Annotated in this window: 15 protein-coding genes; all 15 read left to right on the forward strand. The window is 39.9% G+C overall.

Going from position 1 to position 15,214, the window contains the following annotated elements; genetic code table 11:
* The first annotated feature begins 16 nt into the window (after positions 1-16).
* The 15 genes from MOQ65_RS06535 to MOQ65_RS06605 all read left to right on the forward strand — a co-directional run bounded on the left by MOQ65_RS06535 (position 17) and on the right by MOQ65_RS06605 (position 15,193).
* Positions 17-259 carry a Sec-independent protein translocase subunit TatA/TatB gene (locus MOQ65_RS06535; RefSeq protein WP_024066642.1) on the forward strand — a complete coding sequence of 81 codons (243 nt, stop codon included), beginning with the start codon at positions 17-19 and terminating at the stop codon, positions 257-259.
* A gap of 14 nt (positions 260-273) precedes the next feature.
* On the forward strand, positions 274-582 hold the full coding sequence (locus MOQ65_RS06540) for a heavy-metal-associated domain-containing protein (protein ID WP_024066643.1): 309 nt from the start codon (positions 274-276) through the stop codon (positions 580-582).
* A 66-nt stretch (positions 583-648) separates the two neighbouring features.
* Positions 649-1,092, forward strand: coding sequence for a cupin domain-containing protein (locus MOQ65_RS06545; RefSeq protein WP_024066644.1), 444 nt, complete (start codon positions 649-651; stop codon positions 1,090-1,092).
* 89 nt (positions 1,093-1,181) lie between these two features.
* Positions 1,182-2,585 (forward strand): DASS family sodium-coupled anion symporter, encoded by a 1,404-nt coding sequence (locus MOQ65_RS06550; RefSeq protein WP_257846997.1) that lies wholly within the window; start codon positions 1,182-1,184, stop codon positions 2,583-2,585.
* A gap of 559 nt (positions 2,586-3,144) precedes the next feature.
* Entirely contained in the window at positions 3,145-4,815 is a 1,671-nt protein-coding gene (ilvD, locus tag MOQ65_RS06555; protein WP_172703451.1) for a dihydroxy-acid dehydratase, read from the forward strand.
* 41 nt (positions 4,816-4,856) lie between these two features.
* A complete protein-coding gene (gene ilvA, locus MOQ65_RS06560) occupies positions 4,857-6,080 on the forward strand; it encodes a threonine ammonia-lyase (RefSeq protein ID WP_257846998.1) in 1,224 nt (407 codons plus the stop codon).
* 18 nt (positions 6,081-6,098) lie between these two features.
* Entirely contained in the window at positions 6,099-7,808 is a 1,710-nt protein-coding gene (ilvB, locus tag MOQ65_RS06565) for a biosynthetic-type acetolactate synthase large subunit (protein ID WP_257846999.1), read from the forward strand.
* Positions 7,808-8,296: an acetolactate synthase small subunit gene (gene ilvN / locus MOQ65_RS06570; RefSeq protein ID WP_060924499.1), complete on the forward strand. Its 489-nt coding sequence runs from the start codon at positions 7,808-7,810 to the stop codon at positions 8,294-8,296. Before ilvB ends, ilvN begins: the two co-directional genes overlap by 1 nt.
* An 11-nt stretch (positions 8,297-8,307) precedes the next feature.
* The gene (locus MOQ65_RS06575) at positions 8,308-9,093 is read left to right on the forward strand and encodes an ABC transporter ATP-binding protein (protein ID WP_105089681.1); all 786 of its coding nucleotides are present in this window, start codon (positions 8,308-8,310) and stop codon (positions 9,091-9,093) included.
* A gap of 184 nt (positions 9,094-9,277) precedes the next feature.
* Positions 9,278-10,285: a ketol-acid reductoisomerase gene (gene ilvC / locus MOQ65_RS06580; RefSeq protein WP_004695212.1), complete on the forward strand. Its 1,008-nt coding sequence runs from the start codon at positions 9,278-9,280 to the stop codon at positions 10,283-10,285.
* 168 nt (positions 10,286-10,453) lie between these two features.
* Positions 10,454-10,915 carry a DUF3290 family protein gene (locus tag MOQ65_RS06585; RefSeq protein ID WP_105084900.1) on the forward strand — a complete coding sequence of 154 codons (462 nt, stop codon included), beginning with the start codon at positions 10,454-10,456 and terminating at the stop codon, positions 10,913-10,915.
* Positions 10,916-10,927: 12 nt separating this feature from the next.
* Complete coding sequence (locus tag MOQ65_RS06590; protein WP_257847000.1) at positions 10,928-11,647, forward strand: DUF421 domain-containing protein; 720 nt, start codon at positions 10,928-10,930, stop codon at positions 11,645-11,647.
* Between the two features lie 137 nt (positions 11,648-11,784).
* Positions 11,785-13,512, forward strand: a complete 1,728-nt coding sequence (locus MOQ65_RS06595; protein WP_257847001.1) for a radical SAM protein — start codon at positions 11,785-11,787, stop codon at positions 13,510-13,512.
* A 9-nt stretch (positions 13,513-13,521) separates the two neighbouring features.
* Positions 13,522-14,376, forward strand: a complete 855-nt coding sequence (locus MOQ65_RS06600; protein ID WP_257847002.1) for a purine nucleoside phosphorylase YfiH/LACC1 family protein — start codon at positions 13,522-13,524, stop codon at positions 14,374-14,376.
* Between the two features lie 130 nt (positions 14,377-14,506).
* Positions 14,507-15,193, forward strand: coding sequence for a YggS family pyridoxal phosphate-dependent enzyme (locus MOQ65_RS06605; protein ID WP_257847003.1), 687 nt, complete (start codon positions 14,507-14,509; stop codon positions 15,191-15,193).
* Positions 15,194-15,214 lie beyond the last annotated feature (21 nt).

A 15,214-nucleotide genomic window follows, 5' to 3' on the forward strand; every position in this document is an offset into this window, starting at 1 on the left:
TATAAAGGAGATACATATGGGATCTATAGGAACACCTGAATTAATAGTTATATTAGTGATCGCTTTAGTTATCTTCGGACCTGGTAAATTACCTGAAGTAGGTAAAGCTATTGGTAAGGGCATCAATGAATTTAAAGATGCTATTTCGGGCCCTAAAAAAGCTGTTGATGAAACGAAAGAAGCCGTTAAAAAGGCGACTACTATCGACGTAACAGCAGGGGCTAAAAACGACGATAAACATAAAGAATCTAATGATTAATAGGAGGTATCACTATGTGTAAAGATTGTGGTTGCGGTGAAGATAATGGCGTTGTAACAAAGGTATTTACTGTACCTGGTATGATGTGCAATAACTGTAAAGAAACTGTTGAAGGTGCATCCCTTGGTTTACCTGGCGTTTTGAGCGCAGAGGTAAATTTGCCAGAGAAAACAGCGACTGTTTCTTTTGATCCAGCAAAAGCATCTGTTGATGTTATTACAAAAGCTATTGAACGTACAGGCTTTGAAGTAGAAAGCGTTGCAGATGGTGTACAAGAACATAGTCATGGTTTACTAGGAACATTGAAACGTTTCTTCAAATAATCGAACCCATAGGGCTGTATTGAAACACTGTTTCGATGCAGCCTTTTTTCATAAAGAGGTAATAAAATGATACGCAAGTTTGATGCTAAAAATTTCAAGTGGGATGGCGTCGATACCTTGGTATATAAACAAGATGGTAGCCCTTTTAAAGATGTAACACGTCAAGTTTTATACGATGGGGCCTTTGATATTCCATGCCAATTCCGCTATTTTGAATGCTTGCCAGGTGGGTATTCTACGCTTGAATATCATGAACATACACATATGGTTATGATATTTCGCGGGAAGGGTCAAGTCTTATTAGGCGATGAAATCCATGATGTAGAAGCTGGTGATTTTATTGAAATCCCAGGTAAAACGATACATCAATTCCGGGCTAATAAAGGAGATTATATCGGGTTCCTTTGCTTAGTTAACCAAGATCGGGACAAGGTAAAATTATTAACCCCTGAAGAGATGGATACATTGCGCTCTAATCCAAAGATTAAAGAATTTTTGGAAAGTTGCTAATTTATATGGCGGTTATGTGTAATGACCGCCATATAGTTTTTTATAATCAACAGTAACTGTTGATATGTGTAGTATGATAGGGAGGTTCTATGAATACCTTTACACGCGCCGCACTGACGGTACTGGTAGGACTTGTAATTTGGTTCTTGCCTCACACGGAGGCGATTAAGCCTGAAGGATGGCATTTATTAGCTATCTTCACGGCTACAATTGTAGGTTTTATTTTACGACCTTGGCCAACAGGTATTATGGCACTCTTTGGTATTGTTGCGGCAGTAGCAACAAATTCTATTACCATGGTGCAAGCATTAGGTGGTTACGCTGAAGCCAATGTATGGCTTATCGTAGCAGCTGTATTCTTTTCTAGAGGCATTATTAATTCTGGCCTTGGTAAGCGTATCGCGTATACTTTGATTCGCTCCTTTGGTACTAGTTCCTTAAAGTTAGCTTATGCATTGGCTTGTACGGATCTTATTATTTCTCCTGCCACGCCATCTAATACGGCTCGTGGAGGCGGTATTATTTTTCCAATTGTACAAAACATTTCGTTAGCCTTTGATTCTGAGCCAAATGGTAGTACGGCACGTCGTATTGGGGCATACTTGATGACTACGGCTCATACGATAAACACCATTACTGTAACAATCTTCTTAACTGCTTGTAGTGGTAACTTATTGATTACATCCTTAGGTGCAAAATTATTTGGCTATGATATTTCATGGTGGGAATGGTTCCAAGCAGGTGTAATTCCTGGTGTACTTTGCATGATTTTGATGCCTTGGTTTATTTATAAAATCTATCCGCCTGAAATCAAGGAAACACCTCAAGCAGCGGCAATGGCACAAAAAGAGCTAGATATACTAGGTCCTATTACAAAGGCTGAAATATCTGTAGCTATTATTTTTGTACTTTGTATTTTGTTGTGGTCCACAGCGATTTGGACAAAACTACATCCTACTGTTGTTGCTATGATGGGCGTACTTGCTTGTGTAGTTACAGGATCCCTTACTTGGGAAGATATTCTAGGTGAACGTACAGGTTGGGATATCCTAATCTGGATGGGTACCCTCGTTGGTATGGCTGGTTTACTTGGCAAGCTCGGTGTTGTTGCAGTATTTGCTGATTTTGTAAGTCAACATCTTGTAGGTATTGATTGGTTCTGGGCATCCTTCATTATCTCTGCAACCTTTGTATACTCTCAATATTTCTTTGCCAGTGGCACAGCTCGTATTACAGCGTTATTCTCCGCCTTTGCAGCTATCTTGGTAGCAATGGGCGCACCAATTCCGTTTACCATCTTGCTCTTTGGTTTGATGAATAGCCCTGGCTGTACATTAACGCATTACAGCTCTGGTGTAACACCAATCTTCTTCGGTGCTGGTTATGTACCACAAGGAACATGGTGGCGTGTAGGCCTTGCTATTTCTGTGGTTAGCTTCTTAATTCACTTCTGGGGCGGTACCCTTGGTATGTGGCTATTCGGTATTCTATAATATTCAAAAAGTCCCTCACAGTAGTGAGGGACTTTTTTGTTCTACCTATTTACTAGTTTGTTATCGATTTATTTTCTATGTGTATTAGATATGTAGTGTATTATTGTTATTGCTATAGTTTTTATATATGGTAAACTTTAAAAATTTATATGATAAATCTATAGAATATTTATTGCACGACATTATATAAAGTGTTATTATTGTCTTATGATTACAGATTACTTTAGGAGGAAACATGTTGGGTTTAGTCATTAGCTTGTTGATTATCGCGCTCGTCGTGATTATTAAAGACATTCGAATTATGAACAACAACTTAACACGTTTTTGTCTTAGAAGTTCCACGAATGGTTTAATATACAATCAATAAGATTTGACTATACGGTTTGTTTCTTATGTGTATTTATTCCAAGGGATACATAGGTCGTTTATGTACATAGGAATTCTGTAAACAAAAGGAATATCATTTGTAAACTTTTAAGACGATTCATAAGAATCGTCTTTTTTTATTAAGTTGAAAAGTGTCCAAGTGGATGCTTTCAAGAAAAGTGAGGAGATTAACATGAGTTGTAGAAGTGACAATTTAAAAACAGGCGTAGCACGTGCACCACACAGATCTTTATTAAAAGCTCTAGGTTTTGTTGATGAAGAAATGGACAGACCAGTCATTGGTATTGCGAACTCTTTCAACGAAATTATCCCTGGTCACGTGGGCTTGAAAAATATTGTACAAGCCGTAAAAGACGGCATTCGCAACGCAGGTGGTGTGCCAATCGAGTTCAATACAATTGGTATTTGTGACGGCTTGGCGATGAACCACATCGGTATGAAATACTCCTTGGTAACTCGTAATATCATCGCTGATTCCATCGAAGCAACAGCTATGGCAACACCATTTGATGCTATGGTATTCATTCCAAACTGCGATAAAGTAGTACCTGGTATGTTGATAGCTGCAGCTCGTTTAAACATTCCATCCGTATTCGTGTCTGGTGGTGCTATGCTTGCAGGCGTACATAATGGCAAAAAAATTGGTTTGTCTGATGTATTCGAAGCAGTAGGTAAACATCAAACTGGTGAAATGGATGATGCTGAGTTATCTGAAATCGAAAATACAGCATGTCCTACATGTGGTTCTTGCTCTGGTATGTACACAGCTAATACAATGAACTGCTTAACAGAAGCTCTTGGTATGGGCCTTCCTGGCAATGGTACAATTCCAGCAGTATACTCTGAACGTTTACGTCTTGCTAAATTAGCAGGTATGCAAGCAGTAGAGGTATTGAAAGCAAACCTTCGTCCTAAAGACATTATGACACGCGAAGCCTTTGAAAATGCAGTAGCTCTAGATATGGCTTTGGGTGGTTCCTCTAATACAGCACTTCATTTGCCAGCTATCGCTCACGAAGCAGGTGTACCATTGTCCTTGGACGACTTCGATCGTATTGCACAAAACACACCTCAATTATCAAAACTTTCTCCATCTGGTAAATACTTCATCGAAGACTTGTATGCTGCCGGCGGCGTATCTGCTGTGTTGAAACGTTTAGCAGAAAATGGTCGTTTGCATACAGATTGCAAAACTGTAGCTCTTAAAACACAAGGTGAAATTGCAGCGGTAGCTCATGTAACTGATGAAGACGTTATTCATCCTTGGAATAATCCTGTTCATGAAACAGGTGGTATTGCCGTTCTTAAAGGTAACCTTGCTGTAGACGGTTCCGTTGTAAAAGCAGGTGCCGTAGATGAAGATATGCTTGTTCACTCTGGTCCAGCAAAGGTATTCAACAGCGAAGAAGAAGCTGTTGAAGCTATTACAGGCGGTAAAATCGTAAAAGGCGATGTGGTAGTTATCCGTTACGAAGGTCCTAAAGGCGGCCCTGGCATGCGCGAAATGTTAACACCAACATCCATGATTGCTGGTATGGGTCTTGATAAAGACGTAGCCTTGTTGACTGACGGTCGTTTCTCTGGTGCTACACGTGGTGCATCCATTGGTCACGTATCTCCAGAAGCAGCAGCAGGTGGCACAATCGCCGTTGTTGAAGATGGTGACATTATCAACATCGATATTCCAAACGGTAAATTGGAATTGGCTGTTTCTGATGAAGAAATTGCTCGTCGTAAAGCAGCATTGAAACCATTCAAATCCAATGTAACTGGATATCTTAAAAAATACGCTCTTCACGTATCCTCTGCAGCACAAGGTGCTATCGAAGTATTTGAAGACTAATAGTAGATTTTCATTAATACTAACTAGAGGAGATAGAGTACATGCATAAGTTGTATGATTTTATGGAGGCTCGTGAGCGATTAAGCACAATCACGGTGAAAACAAAATTACTTCATAGTGATGTGTTCTCTGACGAGTGTGGCAATGATGTATATATCAAGCCAGAAAATTTACAAATAACAGGTTCCTTTAAGGTTCGTGGTGCATATAATAAAATTGCAAAATTAACAGAAGAAGAAAAGGTGCGCGGCGTTATTGCCGCGTCTGCCGGTAACCATGCGCAAGGTGTGGCTCTTGCGGCAAAACGTCTAGGCATTAAAGCGACAATCGTCATGCCAAAACATACACCTCTCATCAAGGTGAATGCTACAAAACAATATGGTGCCGAAGTCGTTCTACATGGTGAGATTTATGATGAAGCTTACCAAAAAGCGATGGAATTACAACAAGAGCACGGATATGTGTTCGTACATCCTTTTGATGACGAAGATGTTATCGAAGGGCAAGGTACAATTGCATTAGAAGTTCTTGAGGAATTGCCTGATGCGGATGTATTGCTAGTTCCTGTTGGTGGTGGCGGTATTGTTTCTGGTATCGCAGCTGCGGCAAAATTAAAAAATCCTAGCATTAGAATTATTGGTGTAGAACCAGAAGGCGCGGCTAGTGCAATAGCAGCGTTAAAAGCAGATCATCCTGTACCACTTAGTGAGGTGGCAACTATCGCAGATGGTACAGCTGTACGTCAAATCGGCGAAACTACATTAAAATATATTAAGAAATATGTAGATGAAATTGTTACTGTCTCTGATTATGAATTGATGGAAGCATTTTTGTTGCTTGTAGAAAAACATAAGTTAGTAGCAGAAAACTCCGGTATTTTACCATTAGCAGGTCTAAAAAAATTAGACTGTAAAGGCAAAAAGGCAGTAGCCATTGTTAGTGGTGGTAATATCGACGTACTTACTATTTCTTCTATGATCAATAAAGGTCTCGTATTGCGTGGTCGTATCTTCACTTTCTCTGTAAACCTTCCAGATAAACCAGGTCAATTGGTTGCTGTATCTGAAATGCTTGCAGATGCGGATGCAAACGTTATTAAACTTGATCATAATCAGTTTAAAAACCTTGACCGCTTCCATGAAGTGGAATTGCAAGTGACTGTAGAAACAAATGGTGAAGAACACATCAAACACATTATTGATACTTTCAAAAATAATGGTTACATTATTAAACGATTAAATTCCAGCGAGATTTTATCTGAATAGCTGGTCGAAAGGGTTCCTATGAGCGCAGAAACAATCAATGGGGCACGCATTGTCCTTGAAACATTGCATCGCCTTGGTGTAACCGACATGTTCGGTTATCCAGGCGGCGCGGTAATTCCAATTTATGATGAAATTTATAGCTTCCCTGAAATTAAACATTATTTTGTTCGTCATGAACAAGGTGCAGCCCATGCAGCAGATGGTTATGCCCGCGTATCTGGAAAAGTAGGCGTATGCCTTGCTACGTCCGGTCCTGGTGCAACTAATCTTGTTACAGGTATTATGACTGCTTACATGGATTCTGTACCTATGGTGGCCATTACTGGTCAGGTTGGTCGTCCGTTTATTGGTAAGGATTCCTTCCAAGAAGCAGATATCCAAGGTATTACCATGCCGATTACAAAACATAACTATCTTGTTCAAGATATTCGCGATTTACCTCGCATCATCAAAGAAGCGTATTTTATTGCTAGTACAGGTCGTCCAGGGCCAGTTCTTATTGATATTCCAAAGGATATTCAAACAGAAAAAATATCCATGACAGAATACAATAAATTATATGAAGTACCTATCCATCTTGAAGGTTATGATCCAACCTATAAAGGTCATCAAGGGCAAATTAAAAAAGCGGCTACACTCATTAAAAATGCGAAACGTCCGCTCATCATTGCCGGTGCTGGTGTATTGAAATCTGGCGCTATGGATGAGTTAAAGGAATTGGCAGAAAAGGCTCAAATTCCTGTAACAAATACATTAGTTGGCCTTGGTGGTTTCCCAGGTAACCATGAGCTTGCTCTTGGTATGGTGGGTATGCATGGCTCTGTAGCGGCTAATAATAGTACAGAAGAAGCAGACCTTGTTATTGCAGCTGGTATTCGTTTCCACGACCGCATTACAGGTCATCCAGATTTCTTCTGTAAAAAAGCTAAAATCATTCATATCGATATCGATCCAGCGGAAATTGATAAAAACGTTACTATTAACGTACCAATTGTAGGTGACTTGAAGCGAGTTTTATCAGAACTTAATACGCTTGTAGAACCTACAACTCATGAAGCGTGGATCGGACAAATTCGTGAATGGCAAGCGGAATATCCTATGGTAATTCCTGAATCTAAAGATGGTGTATTACATCCACAATATGTATTGTCTGAACTTAACAAGATTGCCAAAGAGGATGCAGTTATTGTAACTGACGTAGGCCAACATCAAATGTGGGCGGCTCAATTCTTAACTCATAAAAAACCTCATACCATTGTTACATCTGGTGGTGCAGGTACTATGGGCTATGGTTTACCAGCTGCCATTGGGGCTCAAGTGGGGGCACCTCATAAACAAGTTATCCTTGTTGTTGGTGATGGTGGATTCCAAATGACCTTCGAAGAGCTCATGATGGTTCGCCAATATAATTTACCAATTAAGATTGTTATCATTAATAATGGTTACCTTGGCATGGTTCGTCAATGGCAACAAATCTTTAATGACCGCCGTTATTCCTATGTAGATTTGGAAACGAGTCCAGACTTCTTGAAATTGGCAGATGCCTTTGATTTGAAAGCCGCTCGTATCGATAATGTAGAGGATTTCAATAAAGAATTTAAATCTTTCATTACATCTGATGAAAGTATCATCTTGGATTGTCGTGTAGCAAGAGAAGATAATGTATTGCCGATGATTCCAGCTGGCGGTACCGTAAGTGGTATGATGGGCAAGAAAGGGGTGCTATAATGGCGAAAGAACATCAAGTCTTAGTAATTGCAAAAAATACAGCAGGCATTGGTGCACGTATATTGGCACTCTTTAACCGTCGTGGTTTTAATGTTACAAAGATGACATCTGGTATTACAAATACACCAGGCTACGCTCGTATTACCCTCACCGTTGAGGCAGATGATCGCATCTTGGATCAAATTCAAAAACAAATTTACAAGCTCATTGATGTTGTAAAGGTTAAAGTCTTTGAAGATCATGATGTGGTGTGCCGTGAGTTAATGCTTATCAAGGTAAAAGCAACTGCTGCAACACGCTCTCAAATTGTACAAATTGCCGATGTATATCGTGGCAATGTGCTCGATATTTCTCCTACTTCTATGATTATTGAAGTAATTGGTAGCGTAGAAAAATTACGCGGTTTCATTCAAATTATGGAAACTTATGGTGTCCTTGAAATTGCCAAAACTGGCATTACCGCAATGAGCCGTGGAGAAAAGATTTAGGAGATGGTTGTGTGAGTAGTGAATTACTCCATTATGAAGACGTCAAGTTTCGTCGTGAAGGTCGCGAAATTTTAAAAGGCATTAATTGGCATGTTGAAGAAGGGGAGAATTGGGCCTTATTAGGTCTCAATGGGGCTGGTAAATCGACGATGCTCAGCATGATTCCAGCTTACCAAATTCCTACAACAGGACTATTACGCGTATTTGGTCATGAATTTGGTAAATATGCGTGGCCTAAGATCAAGGCCCGATTAGGCTTTGTTAGTTCGGCGCTTGGACAATTCCAGTCCACCTTGGATAAACAAGTCGTAGAAGATGTTGTTATTTCTGGTGCCTTTAATAGTATCGGTATCTATCAGAAGGTAGATCCTGAGGTGCGCGAACGAGGACTGCAATTATTGTCTGAGTTTGGTTTGTCCTATTTGGAAGGCCATAGATTTCATACACTATCTGCTGGTGAACAGCGCCGCGTATTATTAGCACGGGCTATTATGGCTAATCCAGATTTGCTCATTCTAGATGAGCCTTGCTCTGGCCTTGATTTGCCTGCTCGCGAGCAATTCTTAAGAACTGTTGAGAATATGGCACGAGAGGAGCATAAGCCTTTTATTTATGTATCTCATCAAATTGAAGAGATTATGCCCAGTATTACACATGTAGCTATTATTAAAGATGGCCTCATTGTGTATAAAGGCAAGAAGCGAGACATCTTGACAGATGAAATTCTAAGCGACGTATTTGGTATTGATGTATCTGTTGTATGGGAGAAAAATCGCCCATGGATTATAGTTAAGTAAGAACTAAAACTGGGATAATTCATTTTTTCTTAATACAAAAAGGGTACAAATTTAAGTTGTAGATTAGTCTATTTGACTATTCGATAAATTACGATATACACTACAAATCTTGCATTTATTTGTGAGATTGTGTACAGTATATATATTAAATATTCTATTGAATATATATTGGAGGTTGTCTAGTATGGCAGGTAAAATTTTAGGTACTACAGTTTATTATGATGCAGATTGTAATTTGAGCAAATTGGAAGGCAAAAAAATTACAGTTTTAGGTTACGGTTCTCAAGGTCATGCGCATGCATTGAACTTGAAAGAAAATGGTATGGACGTAACAATTGGTCTTCGTGGTGGTTCTTCTAGCTGGAAAGCTGCAGAAGAAGCAGGCCTTACAGTTAAAGAAACTGCAGAAGCAGTTAAAGGTGCTGACATCGTTATGGTATTGATTCCAGACGAATTACAAGCAGACGTATATGCACAAGATATCGCTCCTAACTTGAAACAAGGTGCATACTTGGCATTTGCTCACGGCTTCAACATTCACTTTGGTAAAATCGTACCTCGTGAAGACATCAACGTATTCATGGTAGCTCCTAAAGGCCCTGGTCATTTAGTACGTCGTACATACCAAGAAGGCTCCGGTGTTCCTTGCTTGTACGCTGTAGAAAAAGATCCATCTGGTGATACTGAAGAAGTTGCATTGGCTTGGGCTTCTGGTATCGGTGGTGGCCGTTCCGGTATCTTGGAAACTAACTTCAAATCTGAAACTGAAACTGACCTCTTCGGTGAACAAGCTGTATTGTGCGGCGGTGTTACTGAATTGATTAAAACTGGTTTTGAAGTATTAACAGAAGCTGGTTATGAACCTGTAAACGCTTATTTCGAATGCTTGCATGAAATGAAATTGATCGTAGACCTTATCTACGAAGGTGGCTTCCAAAAAATGCGCCACTCCATTTCCAACACTGCTGAATATGGTGACTACCATGCAGGTCCTCGCGTAATTACTGCAGATACTAAAAAAGCTATGGAACAAATCTTGGCTGATATCCAATCTGGTAAATTCGCTGACGAATTTTTGGCTGATTCCAAAAATGGTCAAAAATTCCTTAAAGAACATCGTGAAGCAGCTGCTAACCATCCAATCGAACCAGTTGGTGCAGAACTTCGCAACTTGATGAGCTGGTTGAAATAAGAGTATTATTTAGTAATCTCTTGTAAGATAAAGCATACCAAAGCGACTCCTAAGGGGGTCGCTTTTTTATCGTTTTATAATATATTTCTTGGTACTATACATTGTTATATCGAAAATATTGGCATAAGGTATGGTATAATAAAAAGTAATCTATGAAAGGAGAACGATATGGATTTCTACACATTATCCTATGTTGAAAGTTTGGCTGTAGGGGGCCAAACATGGGGCTTTATTATCTTTGTTGCTGTTTTATTAGCACTACTCGTTTTGGGCATACAAGTTCTGCGAAATGGCTTTACTAGTCGCTATCGTGACTTGATGGTTATCTTGTCTTTAATTGTAGTGTTCTTCTTAGGGCTTGAATACCAAGAGTATAATCGGATGAAAACTTATTCTGAAGATTCTTCTCGTATGGCTCAATTTTTACATTCTTTTAGTGCTGATCGTTCTGTACCAAGTGAGCAATTAGCAGTCAACTCCTTAAAAATTCGCAATGGTATGATTTTAAAGGTAAGCGATGATTATTATGAGGTTCAGTTTAATCCAGAATTTTCAACCTATACAATTACTCGTGTGTATAAGGTGAGCCCAACAGAGCGTATTCATGATAAAGCGGACGTATTACCATAAGGAGGAGCGTAAATGACAGAAGCTATGGCCGTCTATGGAATGGTCTTTGCCAAACTCGCCATCGGTCTCTTGGCGATTATCTTACAAATCAACTTAATGGGGAAGGGCAACTTAGCGCCAACCTCTGCTTTGGACCAATTACAAAACTATGTACTTGGTGGTATTATCGGTGCCATCATTTATAATGATCAAATTGGTATTTTACAATTTATGTTAGTTCTCATTTTGTGGACTATTCTTGTAATGTCTCTTAAATTCTTAAAAGGCAATCTTAGTTTCTTCAAAACCATTCTTGATGGTCACCCAGTTATTGTAATTGAAAAAGGTCACGTGTTAACTGAAGAGTGTATGCGCTATGGTATTCAAGCTGCAGAGCTTAAATTGAAATTGCGTACTGCTGGTGTTCAATATGTAACTGATGTAAAACGTGCTGTACTAGAACAAAATGGTCAGTTAAGCGTTGTTCAATTTGGTGATGAAAATATTAAATTTGACCTTATTGATGATGGTCAGATTAATCATTTTACATTAGCTGTAATTGAAAAAGAAGAAGAGTGGCTTGAAGAAGAGGTTGAAAAGCAAGGGTATAAAATAAAAGATGTATATATTGCTGAATACAAAGATGGTGAGGTAGTCATCTATCCGTATGAAAGAAAACATCGTCCTCAAATTGTAAAAACACTTAAAGATAAGACCTCTCATACAAAGGATAAATTGAAATCTAAATTGTAATGTTTCTTGGTCTTATAGTATAGTTAAGATAAGTATTATATACTACTCTTATAGACATACAAATATAGACATACAAACGATATATAAAATGTTTTTAAGCCCACTATTCGTAGTGGGCTTATATAGAAAGGAAATTAGTGAATCGTAAAGATTTAATTGATAGATTACAAGCATTATATAAAGACGAAGATAGTCGGGTAACGGTAAACCCTCATGCAGGGCAGAAGGTAGCTATCGTCTATCCTAATACATATTTTGTAGGCATGAGTAATCTTGGTCTCCACATTATTTATGAGGAAATCAACTTACGCAATGATAGCGTATGTGAACGTATCTTCTTGCCTGAGAAAAAGGAATTAGAAGCATACGATAAGACTAAGACACCGTTGATGAGTGTTGAAACACAGCGGCCTATGCATCAATTTGATGTGGTGGCCTTTGACGTGACCTTTGAAATGGACTATTTTCATATTCCGTTGATGTTACGTCATGGACGCGTACCTATTATGGGGAAGGACCGCACCGAATTTGATCCTATCGTTATTGCCGGTGGCCCATGTGCTACCTTTAATCCTGAGCCATTTTCTGACTTTATCGATGCTTTCATCATCGGTGAAGGGGAAGGTATCGTTAGTCGCGTTCTAGATATCATTCGCGATGGCAAAATGGAGGGTCTAGATCGACATGCTATTTTGCGTCAATTAGCGAATGTATCTGGCGTGTACGTCCCATCCTTATATGTGCCGATTTATAGCGAAGATGGGGGCTTTAAAGGCTATGATATTGCAGACGGTGCGCCGAAGACGATTAAACGCCACTTTGAAATGCTCACTAGTGGCGGCGAAACCGTAGTAGCAACAAACTATACAGAATTTGGCGCTATGTACATCATCGAGGTGGCACGTGGTTGTGGACGGCATTGTCGATTCTGTATGGCAGGCTATTGTTTCCGTGTACCGCGCGTACGACCTTTAGAAATACTAAAAGAAGGCGTAGATAGAGCAGAGAAATTAGGTAAAAAGGTAGGCCTTATGGGGGCCGCTATTTCTGATTATCCAGAGGTAGATGAGTTAGTTACTTATATTCGTTCTAAAGATATGCGTTATTCTTGCGCATCCTTGCGTGCAGATTCTTTGACGCAAGCCGTTGTAGATGGCTTGGCAGATAGTGGGCAAAAGACGATTACCATTGCACCAGAAACGGGCAGTGAACGATTGCGGCGCGTCATCAATAAGGGCATTAGCGAAGAGCATTTACAAAATGCTGCCACTTTATCTGCTAAGTCTGGTATCCAACATATGCGACTCTACATTATGATTGGGTTGCCAACGGAAACTGACGAGGATATTGAAGCAATTGTAGGTCTTGCAGAACGGACGCAAGCCCATATGGCCGAGGTAGGCTGTAAAGGTCGTTTAACGCTCAGTATCAATCCATTTATTCCGAAGCCTTTTACACCATTCCAATGGATGGCTATGGATAATCAAAAAACGGTAGAGAAAAAACTTCAATATATTAAAAAAGCATTGCAAAAGAATCGTCGTATCGAGGTGCTCGTTGAATCACCTAAAGAGGCATATATCCAAGGTATACTAGCTCGTGGTGATCGCCGTCTTGGCGCTGTTCTTGCGGCATGTGCAGCAGATCGTGGCAGTAAGTCCTTCAAGGCTGAAATGAAGGCAGCAGGCCTAGATATGGACGAGATGAACTATCGTGAACGAAGCTTTGATGAATTCTTACCATGGAGTCACCTCGACATGGGGATGGACGATGGATATCTTGAAATGGAATGGAAGCGCTCTGTGGATGAAGCGTATACACCGCCGTGTGTGCAAGGCTGTAAGCGATGTGGTGTATGTAAATAGGAGGCACTTATGAATCAATCTGTAAAACGTATAGATGTTAAAGGACCTCATGGTACTTGGTCTTATGAAACTCCTAATTGGGCAGATCGTTTTCCTATTACAATAGGTGATACGTACCGCCATGGTGGTGTATCTCAAGAGCCCTATAAATCACTAAATTTAGCATTTCACGTAGGGGATGAGCCTAAGTATGTTCATGAAAACCGTGCTATTATTGCTGAATATTTAGGTGTTGAACCAGATCGAATCTCTTGTGGTAATCAAGTACATGGTTTAAAAGCTGTAGAAATCACAGAAGATCTCGTTGGTGCTGGAGCCTTTGGAGAGGATACAGCCATAGCCGATTGTGATGCTGTATTTACAAAATTACCGAATATACCGCTATTTTTATTTACTGCTGATTGTGTAGCTGTAGGTATTTATGATGCTAACCATCACGCTATCGCTACGGTACATGCAGGCTGGCGCGGAGCGATAGGACATTTGCCAGTTCTTGCTATTGAGGCTATGAAAGAAGCGTATGGTACGGAGTTCAAAGATTGTTATATCTATCTTGGACCTAGCATTGGGCCAGAATCATTTGAAGTAGATGTAGAGTTAGGGAAACGTTTTGAATTAGCTTGGCGTGGTATGACCGATCGTAGTGTGACTGATATTGTAAACTATCCAGGTGATAAACTAGATAAAGCCTATATCAACTTATGGAACTTTATCGCCGAAGGACTTATGGTGAATGGTGTGCCTAAAGAAAATATCGCTATTGGCGGTACTGATACAGTAACAGATAGAGATTGTTATTCCTATCGTCGGGAATCTGGTAAAACAGGTCGCATGGCTTTATTTGGTATGCTACAAGAACGGTAGTATATACATACATAGATTTATAGGCTTTATAAGACCTAAATGATGTACAATCAATACTAAATACTATATAATAGAATAGTCTATACAAATATATTTTATGGTTTTTAAATATAGATTGAAGGGGAATCACATGATTGAAGAATCCCTACACGCAATACAGCAGCGTATGGCAGATGCCATGGCGCGCGTTGGTCGCGTAGATACAGCATTATTAGTAGCTGTTACTAAGAACCACCCTGTATCAGCGGTGGAAGAGGTCGCACGTCTCGGTGTTACTCATGTGGGGGAAAATCGAGTACAAGAGGCTAAAGAAAAACAGCTCATCTATAAAGGTCCAGCATTAACATGGCACTTGATTGGTCATTTACAGGTTAATAAGGTGCGTCAAGCGGTGCCTATGTTTGATTTAATTCATTCTGTAGACAGCCGTAAATTATTAGATGAAATCGAAAAGGTCGCTACAAAGCACGACAAGGTGCAAGACGTATTGTTGCAAGTCAACGTAGCTCGAGAAGCCTCCAAAACAGGTATGACTGTTGAAGAGTTTCCAGAAATACGAGACTATGCAAAGACATTACCTCATGTACGTGTACGGGGCTTGATGTGTATGGCGCCATTTTTCGACGATCCAGAGGAAGCACGTCCAATCTTCCGCGTAGCAAATGCCTTGTATGAGGATATGAAGGGCTACTTTGAAGAGGGGCAGATTCAATATTTATCTATGGGGATGACTCACGACTTTGAAGTCGCTTTGGAAGAAGGGGCTAACATCGTTCGTGTAGGCACAGCAATTTTTGGGGAACGTGTGTATGATTAAGGCTCGGGTTGCCTGATAATC

Origin of the sequence: Veillonella faecalis (genome assembly GCF_024677885.1) — a bacterium.
Lineage (GTDB): Bacteria > Bacillota > Negativicutes > Veillonellales > Veillonellaceae > Veillonella > Veillonella nakazawae.

What these genes read in the sequence shown, in the direction of transcription:
- MOQ65_RS06535 (WP_024066642.1), top strand. Translation starts at nt 17, where the DNA reads ATGGGATCTATAGGAACACCTGAATTAATAGTTATATTAGTGATCGCT.
- MOQ65_RS06540 (WP_024066643.1), top strand. Translation starts at nt 274, where the DNA reads ATGTGTAAAGATTGTGGTTGCGGTGAAGATAATGGCGTTGTAACAAAG.
- MOQ65_RS06545 (WP_024066644.1), top strand. Translation starts at nt 649, where the DNA reads ATGATACGCAAGTTTGATGCTAAAAATTTCAAGTGGGATGGCGTCGAT.
- MOQ65_RS06550 (WP_257846997.1), top strand. Translation starts at nt 1,182, where the DNA reads ATGAATACCTTTACACGCGCCGCACTGACGGTACTGGTAGGACTTGTA.
- ilvD (WP_172703451.1), top strand. Translation starts at nt 3,145, where the DNA reads ATGAGTTGTAGAAGTGACAATTTAAAAACAGGCGTAGCACGTGCACCA.
- ilvA (WP_257846998.1), top strand. Translation starts at nt 4,857, where the DNA reads ATGCATAAGTTGTATGATTTTATGGAGGCTCGTGAGCGATTAAGCACA.
- ilvB (WP_257846999.1), top strand. Translation starts at nt 6,099, where the DNA reads ATGAGCGCAGAAACAATCAATGGGGCACGCATTGTCCTTGAAACATTG.
- ilvN (WP_060924499.1), top strand. Translation starts at nt 7,808, where the DNA reads ATGGCGAAAGAACATCAAGTCTTAGTAATTGCAAAAAATACAGCAGGC.
- ilvC (WP_004695212.1), top strand. Translation starts at nt 9,278, where the DNA reads ATGGCAGGTAAAATTTTAGGTACTACAGTTTATTATGATGCAGATTGT.
- MOQ65_RS06585 (WP_105084900.1), top strand. Translation starts at nt 10,454, where the DNA reads ATGGATTTCTACACATTATCCTATGTTGAAAGTTTGGCTGTAGGGGGC.
- MOQ65_RS06590 (WP_257847000.1), top strand. Translation starts at nt 10,928, where the DNA reads ATGACAGAAGCTATGGCCGTCTATGGAATGGTCTTTGCCAAACTCGCC.
- MOQ65_RS06600 (WP_257847002.1), top strand. Translation starts at nt 13,522, where the DNA reads ATGAATCAATCTGTAAAACGTATAGATGTTAAAGGACCTCATGGTACT.
- MOQ65_RS06605 (WP_257847003.1), top strand. Translation starts at nt 14,507, where the DNA reads ATGATTGAAGAATCCCTACACGCAATACAGCAGCGTATGGCAGATGCC.